Source organism: Streptomyces sp. NPDC085460 (assembly GCF_044541975.1).
In the GTDB taxonomy this organism is placed as follows: domain Bacteria; phylum Actinomycetota; class Actinomycetes; order Streptomycetales; family Streptomycetaceae; genus Streptomyces.
The window spans coordinates 90,144-106,449 of sequence record NZ_JBITTO010000014.1 but is presented as its reverse complement, the minus strand read 5'-3'; the positions used below and the strand labels follow the sequence as shown (position 1 = coordinate 106,449).

At 72.1% G+C, this 16,306-nt stretch carries 15 protein-coding genes; all 15 read right to left on the bottom strand.

Annotation, left to right across the window (positions count from 1 at the left end; genetic code table 11):
- Positions 1–7 precede the first annotated feature (7 nt).
- Complete coding sequence (locus ACIGHB_RS30060; protein WP_399917410.1) at positions 8–889, bottom strand: type II secretion system F family protein; 882 nt, start codon at positions 887–889, stop codon at positions 8–10.
- Positions 886–1,794, bottom strand: coding sequence for a type II secretion system F family protein (locus tag ACIGHB_RS30055; RefSeq protein WP_399917409.1), 909 nt, complete (start codon positions 1,792–1,794; stop codon positions 886–888). Before ACIGHB_RS30055 ends, ACIGHB_RS30060 begins: the two co-directional genes overlap by 4 nt.
- Positions 1,794–3,152: a CpaF family protein gene (locus ACIGHB_RS30050; protein ID WP_399917407.1), complete on the bottom strand. Its 1,359-nt coding sequence runs from the start codon at positions 3,150–3,152 to the stop codon at positions 1,794–1,796. Before ACIGHB_RS30050 ends, ACIGHB_RS30055 begins: the two co-directional genes overlap by 1 nt.
- A gap of 121 nt (positions 3,153–3,273) precedes the next feature.
- Positions 3,274–4,113, bottom strand: a complete 840-nt coding sequence (locus ACIGHB_RS30045; RefSeq protein ID WP_399917404.1) for a hypothetical protein — start codon at positions 4,111–4,113, stop codon at positions 3,274–3,276.
- Positions 4,113–4,817 carry an SAF domain-containing protein gene (locus tag ACIGHB_RS30040; protein WP_399917402.1) on the bottom strand — a complete coding sequence of 235 codons (705 nt, stop codon included), beginning with the start codon at positions 4,815–4,817 and terminating at the stop codon, positions 4,113–4,115. The genes ACIGHB_RS30045 and ACIGHB_RS30040 overlap by 1 nt, the downstream gene beginning before the upstream one ends.
- Positions 4,818–4,876: 59 nt before the next feature.
- Entirely contained in the window at positions 4,877–5,446 is a 570-nt protein-coding gene (locus tag ACIGHB_RS30035) for an ATP/GTP-binding protein (RefSeq protein WP_399917400.1), read from the bottom strand.
- Between the two features lie 320 nt (positions 5,447–5,766).
- The gene (locus tag ACIGHB_RS30030; protein WP_399917398.1) at positions 5,767–6,366 is read right to left on the bottom strand and encodes a hypothetical protein; all 600 of its coding nucleotides are present in this window, start codon (positions 6,364–6,366) and stop codon (positions 5,767–5,769) included.
- Positions 6,367–6,595: 229 nt separating this feature from the next.
- A complete protein-coding gene (locus ACIGHB_RS30025) occupies positions 6,596–7,255 on the bottom strand; it encodes a hypothetical protein (protein WP_399917396.1) in 660 nt (219 codons plus the stop codon).
- A complete protein-coding gene (locus ACIGHB_RS30020; RefSeq protein WP_399917394.1) occupies positions 7,252–8,376 on the bottom strand; it encodes a C40 family peptidase in 1,125 nt (374 codons plus the stop codon). The genes ACIGHB_RS30025 and ACIGHB_RS30020 overlap by 4 nt, the downstream gene beginning before the upstream one ends.
- Positions 8,373–10,880, bottom strand: coding sequence for a hypothetical protein (locus ACIGHB_RS30015; protein WP_399917392.1), 2,508 nt, complete (start codon positions 10,878–10,880; stop codon positions 8,373–8,375). Before ACIGHB_RS30015 ends, ACIGHB_RS30020 begins: the two co-directional genes overlap by 4 nt.
- Positions 10,877–11,308, bottom strand: a complete 432-nt coding sequence (locus tag ACIGHB_RS30010) for a hypothetical protein (RefSeq protein ID WP_399917390.1) — start codon at positions 11,306–11,308, stop codon at positions 10,877–10,879. Before ACIGHB_RS30010 ends, ACIGHB_RS30015 begins: the two co-directional genes overlap by 4 nt.
- Positions 11,305–13,923, bottom strand: coding sequence for an ATP-binding protein (locus ACIGHB_RS30005; RefSeq protein ID WP_399917388.1), 2,619 nt, complete (start codon positions 13,921–13,923; stop codon positions 11,305–11,307). Before ACIGHB_RS30005 ends, ACIGHB_RS30010 begins: the two co-directional genes overlap by 4 nt.
- Positions 13,920–14,558 (bottom strand): hypothetical protein, encoded by a 639-nt coding sequence (locus ACIGHB_RS30000; protein WP_399917386.1) that lies wholly within the window; start codon positions 14,556–14,558, stop codon positions 13,920–13,922. Before ACIGHB_RS30000 ends, ACIGHB_RS30005 begins: the two co-directional genes overlap by 4 nt.
- 13 nt (positions 14,559–14,571) lie before the next feature.
- Positions 14,572–14,868 carry a hypothetical protein gene (locus ACIGHB_RS29995; protein ID WP_399917384.1) on the bottom strand — a complete coding sequence of 99 codons (297 nt, stop codon included), beginning with the start codon at positions 14,866–14,868 and terminating at the stop codon, positions 14,572–14,574.
- Between the two features lie 42 nt (positions 14,869–14,910).
- Complete coding sequence (locus ACIGHB_RS29990; RefSeq protein ID WP_399917382.1) at positions 14,911–15,882, bottom strand: hypothetical protein; 972 nt, start codon at positions 15,880–15,882, stop codon at positions 14,911–14,913.
- Positions 15,883–16,306 lie beyond the last annotated feature (424 nt).

Below are 16,306 nucleotides of genomic sequence, written 5' to 3'. Positions count from 1 at the left end.
GGGTCGGTCAGATGGAGAAGATGTTGAGGACGGCCGGGAACGCCATGGCGATCATGGCGATGACGGCCAGGAGGGCTGCGGGGGTGTGGAGCTTCTCGCTGTCGGCGTTCGCCTTCGCGGCGTCGGCGGTCAGCAGCTCGTTGGTCAGGCCCTTCGCGCGGTTGCGGAGGGTGTCGTAGACGGCGGCGCCGTCGTCGGAGGACAGGCGCATGATGTCGGCGACGTCGGTGAGGACGGGCAGGTTCAGCTGGGTGCCGAGGTCGTTGAGCGCCGTCCAGGGTGAGGTCTTTTCGGTGCGGGCGCGCAGGAGGGCTTCCTGGATGCGGCCGAAGGCCCAGCCGTGGCCGATGCGGGCGGCGTCCTCGAGGGCCTGGTCGGCGGCGAGGTTGGAGGCCATGCGGGTGGCGACCAGGTCCATCCACGCGGCGGCTGCGTGCGCGAACTCCGTGCGCGCCTTGGCCGCCTCGGTCTTGACCGCCCAGTCCGGGATGAACCACAGAACGGGGGCGAGCAGGACGCCGACGATGCCGGGGATGAACAGCGGCACCGACAGGCCCATCAGGACCCAGCCGATCGCCGGTACGAGCGGGATGAGCAGTCCGAGCAGGGCGAGCGCGACCTTGTTGGTGACGAACTGCTCCGGTGGCTGCGCGAGAAGGTCGAGGTCGGCACGCGGGAGCTTCAGGCGTTCGGCCAGCCGCCCCGCCCAGGCTCCGCCGAGCGGGGAGGCCGGGGTGGTGGCCTGTTGCTGTCCCGGGCGGGCCAGCGGAGGGTCGAGGCGCCTGAGGGCGGGGCCCAGGCGCGGGGCGGAGGGCAGGATCTCGCGTACGAGGAGGGCGATGCCGCCGCCGACGGCGGCGCCGCAGGTGACGAGGATGGTCTGGCTCACGACGGCTCCTGGGCCGGCTCTGGCTGCTTGACGCGGCTGCGTGGGTCGTTGACCAGGAACCGCGGGATCGGGGTGTGGCTGGCGAGCTTCCGCGTCCACCACAGCACCGCGGCGAACGCCGCACCCAGCAGTGCCAGGACGAGCTGGCCGAGGGTGGTGGCGTAGGGGGCGGTGTAGGGGATGAGGAATCCGACGACGACCAGGGCGGCGCAGATCAGGGTCATGGAGCGCATCGCGGTGCGGGACTTGGCGCGGTCGGCCTCGATCTTGCGGCGGGCGGCGACTTCCTCGCGCAGCTGGGCGGAGATGTCTTCGAGGACCTTGGCGAGGCCGGGGCCGGGGTCGACGGCGCACAGCATGAGCGCGGCGCACGCCTTGTCGGCGGTGACGTCGTCGAGCCGGTTCGCGAAGTCCCGGAGCGCGTCGACGGGCAGCCATCCGGCCTTGATCTTGTCGGCGAGCTCGGCGATCTCGTCGGCGAGTGCGGCCGGCGGGTTCTTGCGGCTGGTGACGAGTGCCTGTTCCAGGGCGGGGCCCAGGCGCAGGATCTCGGAGAGGCGCTGGGTCCACTCAGCAAGCGCCTCCAGTTTGGCGATCCGGGCTTTGCCGCCCGTCCCGGTGTCGAGGAGCCAGGGCACGCCGACCACACCGGCGCCCAGGAGGAGCGCGGCGACGAACACGCCAGACACGAACCACACAACGGCGAACGTGGCGCCGGCGGCGGTGAGCAGGGCACGGCGTCGGGCGGCCTCCCGCTGCCCACCCGGGTTGCCGGTCCACGCGGTGCGCAGCCTCCCGGCGCGGGTGGGGGTCTTGGGTGCGGTCGTGCCGATGGTGGCGACGATCGCGGCGAGGATGCCGCCGGCGAGGAGGGCGCCGCACAGGGTCCACCACAGGGCTCCCATCACACTCCCCCTGTCCAGGTGTGGCCGGCCGGCTGGTCGAGGAGGTGGGTGGCGAAGCCGGCGAGTTCGAGGCGGCGCCGGGAGCGCGGGGACAGCGGCGCGCCCGGTACGGCGCGCAGGTCGATTTCGGAGGCGGGGCGGAAGATCTCGTTGTAGGCGGGGCGGCCGTTTTCTCCGATGCCGGTGATCTCCCAGATGTGGGAGACCAGGCGGCGGGGTACGGGGCCGGATTCGTCGACGGACATGAAGACGACGAAGTGCAGGCCGTTGGCGATCTGCCGGTAGGCGAGCTGTTCGGAGAAGTTGCCGCGGGCCAGGAGGTAGAGCTCGGCGATGCGGTCGAAGACAACGTGCGGTTCGGAGGCGTGCATGGTGCACATGGAGCCGGGCCGGTCACTGGTCAGGGCCTGCATCATCGCGGTGATCTCCGGACCACGGACCTCCCCCACCACGACCCGTTTCAGCGACATGCGCTTGGCCCGGTACATCAGGTCGAGGAGGGTGATCTCGCCGACTGCGCGGCCGTCGACGCGTTCGCCGTTGGACTCGCGGGCCTCCATCGGGACGACCTGGGTGTGGTAGCCGTTCTGGTGGGCCCACAGCTCGAACTCGGTCTCGATCGTGCCGAACCGCTCGTGCTGCGGGATTTCCCGCAGCAGCGCCCGCATCAGTGTCGTCTTTCCCGAGGACTGCTCGCCGACGACGATGACGTTGCGGCGCGCGCGAACGCAGGCGCGCAGCAGGCTGGCGATCGTGGAGTCCATGGCGCCCATCCGGGCCAGCTCGTCGAGGGTGGCGTTCTGCAGCCGGTGGCGGCGGATCGTCACGAACGTCCGCTCGCCCGTGATCTCCGGATGCAGGGCCTGGAGACGGGAGCCGTCGGGGAGGCGCAGCGCGACGTCCGGGGACGCGGTGGAGAAGGTCCGGCCGGACTGGCCGCTGTTGCGGATCAGATCGCGCACCAGCTCCTGGAGTTCCTCCTCGGACTCGGCGACCGGGTCGACGGCAACCGGGTCCCCGTCGCCGGAGTACTTCAGGTGGACGCGGTCGTGCCCGTTGATCCAGATGTCCTCGACGCCCGGGTCGTCCAGGTGCCGCTGGAGCCGGCCCGAGCGGAACAGCATGTCGAAGACGAGCGCGGCGAGCTGCTCCTCCTCGGCCGGGGTCACCACGCGAACCTGGCGGACGGCGTCCCCCCAGACGGCGACCTGCTCGCTGATCAGGGCGCGGGCTCGCTGCTCGCGCACCTTCCCGCCCAGGGAGCTGTTCACCTTGGCCTCGGCAAGCAGCTGGTCGTTGACCCGCCGCTTCATCTCCCCCGCCGCCTTCGCGTCGACCTTCACCCGCGGCGCGAGCACGCGAGCAGCCTGAGCGGGGCCGGGCGAGGTCGGGCTGTAGGCGGAGAGCGTCGGCCCGTACGCGGGCGGGACGGCAGGCTGGACCGGGGCTTGGCGCTGTGGGAGGGCGGGGTGGATCGGTTCAGCTCGCACTGATACCTCCCAGCAGTCGCTGATGGAGCGGAGAGGTGAGGCGCGCCTGCCGGGTGGCGACGTGCTGGCGGATCGGGGTGGTCGCGTCGAGCGCGGCGCTCATCAGCTTCGATCGCATGAACTTGGCGTTCTCCGGGGCGCCGTCGGACAGCACCGCTGCCTCGTCGGGCCGGTAGGGGAGGGTGGCGACGACCCGGACGCCGAGCTCGGCCTCGGCCTCCCGCGGCCCGTACGGCCCTTGGCGGATGAGGATGAGGCCGAGGGCTCCGGAGCCTCGGCCGGACTCGCCGTCCAGGTGGGCGCGCAGGGTCTTGATGCGGGTGGCGGCGGCGTGGAAGCTGCGGATGGTTCCGCGCATGACCAGGAGGACGGCGTCCGCGCGCAGGGCCAGGATGCCGGAGGGCCCGTAGGCGCCGGAGCGGCCGAGGTCGACCAGCACGTCGTGCTCGTGCCTGCCGATACCGGCGAACAGATCCGCAAGCGACGACCAGACCGGGGCGAGGCCCGGGGCCTGGTCTGGGGAGGTTAGGCCGGGCAGCAGGAACCGCTTGCGCTCGTTGCGCTTCTCGTCGTTCTCCACGGCCATCAGCTGCGGCCAGAACGCGGTCACCAGGTCCTCGGTGCGCGAGGAGAGCGTCAGGTTGCGCAGCCCCCGGTCGGCCGGGGCATCGCCGCGCAGCGCGCCGGCGAGGATGGCACCGCCGTCCGGGTCACACTCGGCCAGCACCATCCTCCGCCCTTCTTCCAGGGGCCACGTGCGCAGCAGCGCGAGCGCCGTGCTCGTCGCGCCGGGCGCGCCGGGCAGGCCGGTAAGAGCGATGACAGCCATCACGAACCACCCGGGGAATCGACGACGAGAGCGACGTCGCCGGTCGCGGCCTGCGCGGCAAGCTCGGGACCGAACTGGGAGGGGACGGCGACATCGACGACGGTGTCCCCGGTGGTGGCCTGCTTCTCGCCCACCTTCACGATCCGTGCCGCGATCTCCACCGGCGCCGGGCGCTTGCCGTCCTCGCCGGCGATCTGGCCCTCGCCGGGGGTGGCCACGACCAGGACCTTGTCGCCCGGGGACAGGCGGGTGGCGGGCATCTGCGACGCCTTCAGGCCGATGCCGACAAGCCGTTCCCCCGTCTTCACCAGCGTCCGGGACGTGGCTTGTCCCTGTGTGAGGAGCGAGCCCGGGGTGAGGGCGACCGCGGCGCGCTTGCCGACGATTTTGTCCCGCTCGGCGGCGAGGACCGGCTTGAGCGCGGGGTCGAGCTGGACCTGGGCTTCGATCAGATCGGCGTCCTTGATGACGTCGCCGGCCTGCACGCTGCGGGCGACCGCGAGGACCGGGGTCCTCTCCCCCGTCGCCTGAAAGGCAAGAAATCCGCCGCTGCCGCCCGCCGCGATCAGCGCGATGGCGAGCGCGTACATGCCGGGGCGTCGGCGGCGGGCCCTGAACCCGACCACGGCACCGGGGATCTGCGGGGGCGCCTGCTGCGCGGGCACCTGCCCGGCTGCGGCCGGGGGAACGGCGGTCTTGCTCACGGTCTTTCGCCTCTCCTGAAGGAAACGAGAACGCGCAGGTGGATGGAGTGGTGAGGGGGTCAGCTGCTGCCGACGGCCTGGAGCTCGCCGACCCTGATGTCGACCGTGCTCCGCCGGGTCTGGGTGATCTGCCCGGTCTGGCCGGTCGTCGCCTGCCAGTCGACGGTCCAGGTCGAGGTCGCCACCACGTGGTACGCGCCGGCGAGCGAAGGCTGGGAGTAGCGGTGGCCGCAGTCCGGCGACGACTTCTTGCCGTACGACACCTTGTAGGGGGTGCCGGGAGTGGTGCAGGTGACGGTCTTGCCGTCACCCATCTGCCAGACGATCTTCCTAACCTTCGCCGTGGCCGTGACGGTGATCCCGCCCGCCGACGCCGACGCCACGTTCGGGCCGTACGTCTCCGGGCCGCGCTCGGTCCACATGTAGACCGGCATCCCGACCAGCCCCAGACCGCCCGGCTTCGGCACGATCCCGATCTCCGGGCCCCGCAGCAGCATCTTGTCGAGCGCCTGCTGGGCCAGGACGGCCGGGTCGACCGCGGCTGCCGCAGGAGGCGTCGCACGCCAGACGTTCCGCACCTGGGCGAACTCCGTCAGCCCATTGTCGAAGGTGCACGTCTCCTCATACACGGCGCCGTCCCCAGGCGCGTGGCCCTCCCAGTCGAGACTGCTCGCGGGCGGTTGGGGATCGAGCTTCGAGTACGTGCAGACCGGCTGAGTGGCCGGCTTGTTCTGACCGCCGCCACCCGAACCACCCGAGGCCCCGCCGGCGCTGGATGAGCCACCGCCGTTGCCACCGCCCCCTGTGCCCGGCACGTCCACCTCGACCTGGCAGAAGAGCGAGCCGCAGTCGGACCCGGCATTCCCTCCAGGGTTGTCTGCGTGTGCTGGGGCCGCAGAGATGATGGTCGCGCCGAGTGCAGCTGCCACGACCGCCATGCGCTGCGCGGTCAGCACTTCTTGCCCTGCGGCTCGTCACGGATCACACGCCATCCCTCGGGCCACTTCTCCACGGTCGCCTTCATGACGTACCGCAGCAGCCGCTCTTTCGGTAGGGAGACAGGCTTCTTGGTGTCCGCGTTGACTACCTGCCACTGCGAGATGTCCAGGCAGCTGGAGATGATGACGTTCGGGATCTTGCGGTCGATGTCCGCACTGGTGGCCGTCGGGTTTCCTACCGTGACGGTGCCGAGTGCAACCGTGTTCCGCTTCCTCATGTTTCCGGTGTCGTACTTCACCTGTGACAACGCCGCTGAGGCGGCGTACTTCTCCAGGTCGCCGGCCTTGTTGGTCTTGTCGCCGTAGCGCTTCTGCACCTCCTTCCAGTGGGAGAGGTAGGTGGCGATCGCTTCCTTCTTCGCGGCCTCAACCGGATCCACGGGTACTTCGGTCTTCGTGGGCTCGGGCGCCGTGGTGGAAGTCGCGGCGGGGGTGGTGGGGGGCGGCTTCGGCGAGGCAGGCTGATTGCCGGTGCAGCCGACCGCCAGGACGGCGGTCGCGCACGCCAATGTGATTTTCCGCCACTGCTGTCGGTGGTGCGTGCGGGTCATTCTCGCCTCCCGTGGCATATGCGGCCATGCGCCCCCACCTGCGCGAAGCTCGGCCGAGGGCATCGATGTGGCCGCAGGATATGCGCCATACATTACGCAATGACGCGGGCAACTACACAGCCGGTTAAGGGACTTGACAAACTTTCGGCAGTCGCGGCCGGATTCATTCGGAAAGGGTGTGCGGAATCGGCGTGAAAGCCCGTGGATTAACGATGCTGCGGAAGCCGGGTCATCGGACGGGCAGCCACTCGTTGTGGTGACGCTCCAGCAGGACACGGGCTGTGCGGCCGTCGCGGAACTCCCCTGCCGCATCCTTGCCCGCCCACACCAGCCGGACCTCCACGCGCCCCTGCCGGCGGCCTTCCTGGTGGGCAACGGCTGCCTGGACCCGAACTTCGTGGTAAGGGGCACGCAGGCTGGTGTCGGTGAAGTAGGCGGGCCATGCGGTACGGCCGGCGCCGGTGGTCTCGGCGATCCAGACCTGGGAGGCGAGGCGGGTGAGGCGGCGGGCGGTGTCGGGCTGGAGGTCGGTGGGGGCCGTGTGGTCGAGGAGGCGCTGGATGGCGTAGTCGCCGGCCGGGCCGTCGCCGGAGACCGGCTGGTCGCTTCGCACCGGTCCAGGGCTCGCGGCCGGGCCGCCGCCAGGTGTGGCGACGGTGGTGTGTCGGTCCGGCGCGGTGCTGTCGCCCCTATGGTCCGGCCTGGTCTCCGGTCGGTCCGTGGTGGGGCGGGCGGTCTGCACTGTGCTGGCGGCGGCGGGCCGGGCGTTGTCGCGCCCGGGGAGGGGTGTGGTGTTGGGGGTGTGCAGGAGGATGACGGCTCCGGCGACGAGGAGGGCCAGGCCGATCAGGAGGAGGCGGCCGTAGGACGGATTCGGCTGGGCGGTCACAGCAGGCGGGTCCCTCCGGCGAAGCCGTCGTCCCACAGTGCCTCGGTGCGGACGTTGGTGCCGGGGCGCGGGGCGTTGATCATCTGTCCGTTTCCGAGGTAGATGCCGACGTGGTGGATGGTGGAGTCGCGGGCGGGGTTGTAGGCGAAGAAGACGAGGTCGCCCGGTTGAAGGGCGCCGACGCCTGCGGAGGCGGGGATGCGGCGGCCGGCACCGGCCTGGGCTGCGGCGGTGCGGGGGAGGTTGATGCCGACCTGGGCGTAGGCGTAGAGGGCGAGGCCGGAGCAGTCGAAGCCGCGGATGTGGGTGCCGCTCTTGCCGCTGGGTGAGCAGCAGATGCCGGTGCTGGCGCCGTTGGCGTTGCCGCCGCCCCAGGAGTAGGGGACGCCGGTCTGGGCGACGGCGGCGTCGATGACGGTGCGGGCGTTTCCGGTGGCGTGCTGGCCGATGGGGATGGTGCCGGTGGCGAGCTGGCTGTAGCGGTCGATCCAGCCGAGGACGTCGCTGACGTATGCCTGGGAGTGGTTGTACTGGAAGATCGCGGCGTGGAGCTGGTCGCGGTCTGCGAGGTCGCGGCCGTTCCCGCAGAGGTAGACGGCGGCGCCGAGGGCTGCGTCGTCGGCGTTGTGGGGGTCGGCGACTTGGTCGTCGTTGGCATCTCGGCCGGAGCCCTTCCAGGTGGCGGGCAGGAACTGGAAGGGGCCGACGGCGCGTTCGTAGCCGGTGTCGCCGTCGAAGCGGCCGTTGTCGGTGTCGGGGAACGGGGTGATGTTGCCGCCGATGCCGGAGCCGTCGAGTCGGGGTCCGAGGATGTGCGGGGTGATGTCCCCGGTCGGGCTGACAGTGCGGCCGGTGGCGTGGTTGGACTCGATGCGGGCGATGCCGGCCAGGATCGGCCAGCGCATGCCCTGGCAGGCGGGGGCCTCCTGCGGGAGACGGGTTGCGGCGTTTTGGTAGGCGGCGAGCATCCGCTCGGGGATGCCGGAGACGGCGCCGACGGCTTCGATCGGCGGGGCCGCGGGCTGGGGCCTGACCTGGGCGGCGGCAACGACCACGATGATGATGAGTGCGAGGAGGGGGAGGGTGAGCAGGACCGTCCAGCATCCGAGTCGGCGGGTCACGAATCGCCTCCGGGCTCGGCGGGCGGCATGGGGGGCTTGATCGGCAGGGGCGGGCGGGGCGGCGTTGCCGGAAGGGGCGGCGCGGTCGGCTGGGGCGGCGCGGTGGGCTGGGGCGGCGCGGTGGGCTGCGCAGGTGTGGTGGGCTGGCTCTGCGGCGGGCTGTCGGTGGCGGCGGTCTTCGCCGTGGGTGTGCTGGTGTGGGTGGGCCGGTAGCTGCGGCTCGTGGGTTCGGTGCTGGTGCTGGGGGTCTCGCTGGTGGAGCGGCCGAGGCCGATGCCTGCGCGGCTGTCGGAGGCCCAGCGCCGGCCGACGCCCTGGTAGTGGTCGCGCTGGCGGCCCAGTTCTGCGGCGAGGGCGGTGGCCTTGCTTCCTGTGGCGTGGGCGGCCCTGTTCCATGTGGCGGGCAGGCCGATGGTGGAGCGGTACGCGAACTTGGTGGTGGTGGCCAGGACTCGGCCGGCCCGGGTGGTGCGCAGCGCGGCCTCCAGGCGGGCGCCGGCGGGTACGACGCCTTCCCGGGGGGTGGGGTTTTTCCGCGGTGAGTCTGGGGTGCTGGTCGTCGGTTCGTCGGTGGGTGTGTCGGGGGTGCGGGGGTTGGGAGGGAGGGGCTTGCTGTCCGGGTTGCCGGGGGCCGGCTTGGCGGCGGGCTTGTGGGTGGGCTTCTTGGGCGGGAGTGGCTTGCCGTCGGGGTCGACGGCGGCGGGTTTGACGCGTGGGCGTTTCGGGCCGATCAGCACGGTGTGCGCGGTCTTGAGTCCGGTGCGGAAGGGGGCCAGGGAACTGCGGACCGCGTCGCCGGCTTCGGCGGCGAAGCCGCTGCGCCCGAGCAGGGTGGTGTGGGCGGGGGATCCGTGGGTGGCGCCGATGCCGAGGGCGGAGAACGCGGCCGCTGTCTCCGAGGCGTTGCCGCCCAGGGTGTGGCTGCCGCCGATCCTGGCGTAGCTCATGCGCTGGGCGAGGCGGGCGCCGACCGCGCGGCTGCCTCGGGCGATCCGCTTGTACATGACCAGGGCGGTCAGGACGAGGCCGTCGAGGATGAGGAGCCGTTCGAGGAGGGATGCGTGGCTGCCGTCGAGGACGGCCTGGGCGGCGATGCCGAAGAGGGGGATGAAGACGGCGGTGGCGATGAGGACGAGCATGCAGCCGGCGAGGTAACCGAGCCATCGCCACAGCACGCCGCGGCCGGGGCCGGGCAGGATCGCGACGGGGAAGACGGCGACGGCGCCGATGGCGGCGATCACGCAGCCGAACTGGGCGGCGATGAGGGCGAAGGCCATCGCGACGACGACGAGGGCGACGATGATCGCAGCGATCAGGACGAGCAGCGCGCCGAGGACCTTGTCCCAGTCGGGGCTGGTCAGCCGCTTCATGACCGCTTCGCCTTCGGGCCCTGCCTTCTCCAGTTCGTCGAAGCCGGGGTTTCCTGCGGTGAACTGGTTCTCGCAGATGCGCTTGGCCTGGGGCGACAGCTTCCGGCAGGGGTTCGCGTCGCCCTCGGGGATCCGGTCGTCGGATGTGACGAGTTTGCGGTGCGCCTCGTAGAGGGGGTCGCCTTTCTCCAGGACGCGGCCGTATTGCAGGAGCATGTAGGGCTGGACGACGAGAGAGTCGGTGAGGGTGCGGGTGATCGGGCCCGACACGTCCTGCGGCTTGAGGACCCTTTCCCCGCTCAGGCAGAACTCCCGGGCTTGTGCCATCAGCGCGTCGCACTGTTCTCTGCGGTCCCGCTCGTCGGCGACGAAGGCGCGTTCCTCCTCCTGGCGCAGGCAGAGGTCCCGGGCTTCTCCGTGCATGTGGACGCAGGGACCCGTGATGATCTTCGGTCCGGAGGTGCCGGCCTCGGTGGTGATGACCGCCGCTTCGAGGGCGACGCGCTGCGTCTGCTGGACGGGTCCGTCGTAGCCCAGGAACGTCACGGGCTGGACCAGGGTGGTGGCGGTGACCGCGGAGATGAGCAGGGACAGCAGGAGCTCGCCGGCGCCTCGGGCGACTTTCCCCCGCATGACCATGATGAGCCCGAACACGAATGCCCAGGCCAGGGCCGCACCGGCGATGCCGAGCGGGCCGATGATGCTCTGCTCGTAGGAGGCGGAGATCCTTTCTGCCGGGCCTGCGAGCTTGTCGATGATCGGGAAGTTGTAGACCTCGTCGATGAGCCAGCAGGCGAAGCCGGTGACTGTGCGGGCCATGGCGAACGTTCCGCTGGCGAGGAAGTTGCGGATCATGGCGCCGAAGCCCGCGGTGCTGTGTCCCAGGTAGGCGGGGTCCTGGTCTTCCGGCGCGTCCCGCTGGACCTCCTGGGCCTGCTCCAGCGGGTCGAGCTCGTAGTGGTCGAGGGGGACGCCTTCGGAGGAGTTCACGTTCAGCGGGCCGAGCACGCCGCCGCGGTTCGGGTCCGTGTCCGCTGCTGCGGCCAGCCCCTCGCCCGCCGCCCACAGCATCAGGGTGGCTGCCGTGATGACGACAGTGCGGTGGCGCGTCAGGCGCGCGAGCCCGCGGCTCATCGGCCTGTCTTCCGGCCCTGCGAGCGCGTGCTCGTGCGGGTGCGGCCGACGACGGTGAGGCCGGCGGCGACGGGGAGCAGGAGCAGGGCCGTGGTCCACACGCTCGGGGTGACGGGCGCGGCCAGCACGGGGCCGGCCTGTGCGGCGGAGCTTGTGCCGGCGGTGGGGCTGGAGGTGGCCGGGTGGGTGCAGGGGGCCCGGTCGAGGCCGACGCCGCAGGCTGCGGACTGCGGCCGGACGGTCACCGTCACCGCCGCGCCCGGGGTCGTGGGGGTGGTGAACGCGCCGCCGGTCTTCGGCCACCAGTCGCTGTGGGCGGTGGTGTTGGCTGCGGCGACCGCGGCGACGAGCGCAGCGGTGAGGAGCAGGAGGGTGAGCAGTCGGCGGAGGCGGGCCGCGCGGGAGGACGGGGCGAACGTGTCGGTCATCGGATGCCTCCGGTGGCGGCGGGCTCGTAGCGGGAGGGGTTGGGGGCCGGCTGGGTGTCGGGGGTGGTGGGGGTGGTGTGGATGCCGTCGGTGATGCGGTCCAGGTCGGGGATGAGGACCTTGAAGCGGCCGATGTTCATGCGGGGGTCGCGGGCGAGGAACTCTCCGGCGCGTTCGGGCCTGCCGTACGGGGAGAGGTCGGTGGTGACCATGCGCAGGAGGTCCTCGTCGTCGCCCGGGAGGCCGAGCCAGGTCAGGCCGCGCGCGGCGAGGACGGGGTCGGCGGTGCGGGCGAGGAAGCGGTAGGCGAGCAGGCCCTGGGTGGTGGAGGTGCCGAGTTCGAGGACGTCGTGGCAGCCCAGGCCCACGCCCGCGCCGTGCTTGCGGCCGTCGTAGACGATCTCGTCGATCAGCGCCTGGCCCTCGGCGGAGGAGGTGAGCCAGTACGCCTCGTCCAGGGGAAGGAGGGTGAAGCGGGGGTCGGTGAACGCGGTCTCGCGGGCGATCGCCGCGATCAGGTAGAGCACGGCTCGCCCGATCAGCGCCTCCAGCGGCTGGGCGCGCAGCAGTTCGGGGTTGGTGGCGGCCTCGCGGGGCGGGAGGGTCAGGCCGGTGGTGGTGAGGACGACGAAGTCCGAGGTGAGGTCGTCGTCGAGGTCGAGCGGGGGAAGGTCGGGGTTGAAGACGGCGGCGGCGAGCGGCTCGTCGGCCGCCACCCGCAGCCACTCGACCAGCGAGGCCGCACGCTGCCCGCGTGCGCTTTCCTCCAGGGCCATCTCCTCCAGAGCGTCCAGGACGAGCGCCATCGACCGGCCGGGGGCGGCCGCGGCCTGCTTGACGGCCGTCTTGAGCAGCGCGCCGTGCTCGCTCATCGCGCCGACCCCGAGTTGCACGGTCAGGTAGGACAGGGCGTAGCGGGCTCCGACGTCGGGGTCGGTGAAGACGCGCAGAGGGTCGATGGACAGGTCGGCGGTGGCGGCGTCGACGACCTGGCAGCGGCCGGGGGCGGCGGTGCGGGCGAAGCGGGCCCACTCGCGGGACTTGGTGCGGTCGATCGCGATCGCGCGACCGCCGCGGTCGACGACGGATCCGGTGATGAGCTTGAGCAGGGTGGACTTGCCGCCGCCGAGGTCGCCGGCGAGCGCGAAGGACGCGGACGCGTTGCGTACGGGGGCGTCGGCGATGTTCAGCAGGATCGGGGAGATCGTGCCGATGTCCTGCGAGTAGCCGACCATCGCCCCGGTCGGATCGCCGAAGGACTGCCCGTACAGGGCGCCGTGCATCGCCCAGTCCTCCCCCAGCTCGTGCTGCACGTACTGGCGCACCGGCGGCGGCGTCACCGCCGCGGGGAGACCGAGGGTGAACAGTTCCTCCTGGCCTCCGACCGGGCGCACCAGCCGGTAGTTCGCGCCCTTGAGCCGCGCCTGGAGGGCGGCGGCGCGCTGTTCGCATTCGGCCGGTGTGGTGCCCCAGACGGTGAGGGCGGTCACGGACTGCACCTCGACCTCGACGCTGGACCGGGAAGCACGTGCCCCGAGGTCGCCGAGGTCGTCGGCGGCGTCGTGCAGGGCGTCTGGGAGGCCGGTGGCGCGGCGGGCGGCGTACTGGTCGGCCTGGTCGACCAGGTCCCGCTTCTTCTTCGTCACCGCGGCCACGACCTTCTCCGAGGCCACGGTGGTGAGGTCGACGACCCAGTCGACTGCGAACGGCAGCCGGTCCAGCTCGGCGAAGAACTCGCCCCCGGCCGCGGTGAACACGCGGGGCATCTCCGCGAGCGCGAGGTGCGCCTGGTAGGAGGTGCCCGCCTCGGAGTCGACCTGGAGCCAGCGCCTGCCCGCCACTCCCCCGAGCACCCCGCCACTCCCCCGGCCGCGGCCGGGGCCATCCTGCGGCAGGCTGGCGGGGCGGCCGCCTTCGAGGAGGCGGACGTGCCCGAGATCGGCGTGCGACGGGGACCGCAGCGTTCCGCCCGTCATCCGGCTCCCCCGCAGCGGGGACCGCTCCGCCTCGCCGAGGAGTTCGGAGTCCAGGCCGCGGCCGACGGCGTGCTGGTGCATCCAGACGATCTCCGCCGGCGTCGCCGGCCGCAGCGTGATCCCGCCGGACAGCTCCGCCTCCACCTGCGCGGCCCGCTCCCGGTACTCGGCGACCTCACGGACGCTCACCGGCGCCGGCGAAAGCCCCAGCAGCCCCGCGAGTTCCGACCACACGGTGCCGGCCGTCGCCTGCCACTGCCCCCGGCCGCCGGACGCCGGAAGCGGCGCAGCCAGCCACAGGGTGCGCCGGTACATGTCGACCGGCTCGTCCAGGTGATCGCCCGCGAGCAGCCGCAGCTGCGCTTCGGCGACCTCCGCCCACGCGTCGTGGCGCTGGTAGTCGACGCCGTCGAGGGTCGCGGCGACGACCTCGCCGGCGTCGATCCGGGCGGACAGCCCGAGCAGGCGGGCCCGGCCGGGCAGAGACCGGACCAGGGAGGTGACCTGGGCGGTGATCTCGTCACGGGTGCGGTCGGGCATGTAGCGGGACCCGGCAGGGGTGAGGGACCACACGGCCCATACGGTGCCGCTGGTCGACCAGACGAGATGGTCGACGATGTGCCGCAGAGGAAGCTTCATCGGGCTGCTGCTTTCGCCTTCGATCGGTCATGGAGCATCTGCTGCCAGGGAGTCGGAGCCGGCCCCCTCCCCCCGCTCGTCCGGACTGCGGGGCCAGGTACGGGGTCTGGCGCCAGGGGGGAGGCAGGGGCCGAGGGTCCGCGCCGGCGCGCAGATGCGGCGGGGCGGTGTGGAGCGGGGTGCCGCAGCGTCTCGTGCCGCCCTGCCGGCTTCGGCGTGGGGCCGGCGGGCTCGGCGGTGGCGCTGGTGTGCTCGATCAGCACGGTCCCGGCCAGGTGGCGGGGTCTTGGCGGTCGTGCGGTCCTGCCGCCGATCCGGCCCGTCTTCGGCTGAAGCGCTCGCCGGGCGAGTCCGTGGAGCACCCACATCGGGGCGCGGCCGCCGATCCGCTGGGCCCGGGCTGCCCACACCAGGACGCCCAGGGCCAGGACCGGAATGGGCCCGAGTCCTGACCACCAGTGGAACGTCTTGATGAGGACCATGACGCCGATGGCCGCGATGACGAGCTGGCCGGCGTTGTAGGGGCCGAACCACAGGACGAAGTCGCCCAGCTTGCCCAGCACCCACGGATGGGTACGGGCCTTGGTGTAGTTGCGGCCGACCCGGGACGCGGGCCTGGAGGGCGTCGGGCTCACGTCTGTGGTGCCGTCACTTGTCCGCCGGCGGCGCCGACGGTGCGGTCTGCGAGGTGCCGACGCTGGCGATCTCTTCCTTCAGGGCCTCCGACAGCGCGTCCTTGGACTGGTAGAGGCCGACGCAGACGACCAGGCCGATCAGCGCGCCGATCCCGGCCTTCACGCTCATCTTGCTGGCGATGGCGAGGACGACGGAGATGAGGATGACGACCATGAGGGCCTTCTCGCCCCACTCGCCGGCCATGCTGAACAGGTGGTCGCCGATGTCCTTGATCGGAACGGCCAGGACGACGGACGTGGTGGTGCTCATAGCGGACTCCAACGGAAACGAAGGGATGAGGCGGGAAACGGGTCAGGAGCGGGGAGCGGCCGGGATGGTGTCGAGGGAGGTGATCTCCCAGCGGCCGGCGCGGGTGGTGAGGGTGAGCGCGTACGCCATCGGCCAGGTGCGTCCGGCCGTGTCGGTAGCCGTCACCTCCGCGCGGACCCGCGTGGTCGCGCCTTCCTGGCCGGCGCCCGGCGGACGGCCCTGAGCGAGGACCTGGAGCATGTCGACACCGGTGAACCGGGGCTCGGGGCGGGTCAGGGCCGTGCCCGGCGCGAGATACCGCTCAGCGCCGGAGCCGGCGCCGAGGAACGCGGACAGGAAGCCGCTGACGGTGTCGGCGAGCGCAGGGTCCTCGACCCGGGCGGTATACGGGGAGAGCGGAGCTCGGCCGGCCTGCGGCCCTGCGGTCTCCATCGGCGCACCGGCCGCGAACACCCGGTCGACGCCGGTGCCGGTCTCGGTGACGGGGACGGTGAAGAACCGCAGCCCCCGCGCCGACCGGTCCCCCGGTGCACCGGCGCCGGCGTCCGCGAGACGGGCGGCGACCGTGACCGCCCACCCGCCACCGTCCTGCCGCACGGTACGGACGGCGGCGACCTGCACAGCCGCAAGCGGGTGGCGCTGCCACCTCGGGGGCCGTACGCCCGGGGCCAACAGCCGCAGCTGGGCCAAAGCCGGGGACGACTCAGCAGCCGTGCCGCACTCCAGCCACAGGCCGATCACCGTCTCCGCGAACCCGGCCGCACCACCCTCACCCTCACCGGCCGCGGCGGCCGTCGGCTGGACGATCGCAGGGCGGGATGCGGCGGCCTGCTTGACCGCCACGGGCGTGGGGCTGCCGATCGTGAACAGTAGGGCGGCGGGGCCAGCGGCCAGCGCCCCCCACACACCGACCCGCACGAGCAGCGCCCGGCGTCCACGCAGCGGTGCGACACGGGGGTAGGCGGCTGCGGGGCGGGGCTCGCGACGAGTTCGCAGCAGGGCGGGTGGAGACATCCGGGGGCTCCTCAAGGAGGTCGGCGACGCTGATGCCTCACTCTTCGACGGCCCCCTCACCGCCCACCTGGCCACCAGCGCCCGGCGCCGTCACAAGGCCATAACTCCGCATGGTGAGTTCTGTGGTGAGATCGGTGGTGAGTGACCTGTGAGCTGGTGAGATACGGGCCACACACCGCTCAGCGACACTGACCACAGCAGGCCGACGAGCTCACCACAGGTACGTGACCAGCACCGGCAGCTACGGCAGGCGGAGGCCAAGGCGGCTCCGGACGGGCAGGACGTGGACCTCACGGCCGCCCTGGACCCGCACCATCGAAAAGGCCCGGGCCGACTCAGTGGACGCACGAGACCGGGGTCGCCCGCAGGCGACCCCGGTCATAGGGTGGAGCCGGCGCCCCGGAGTCACTGATCCTGACTCCGG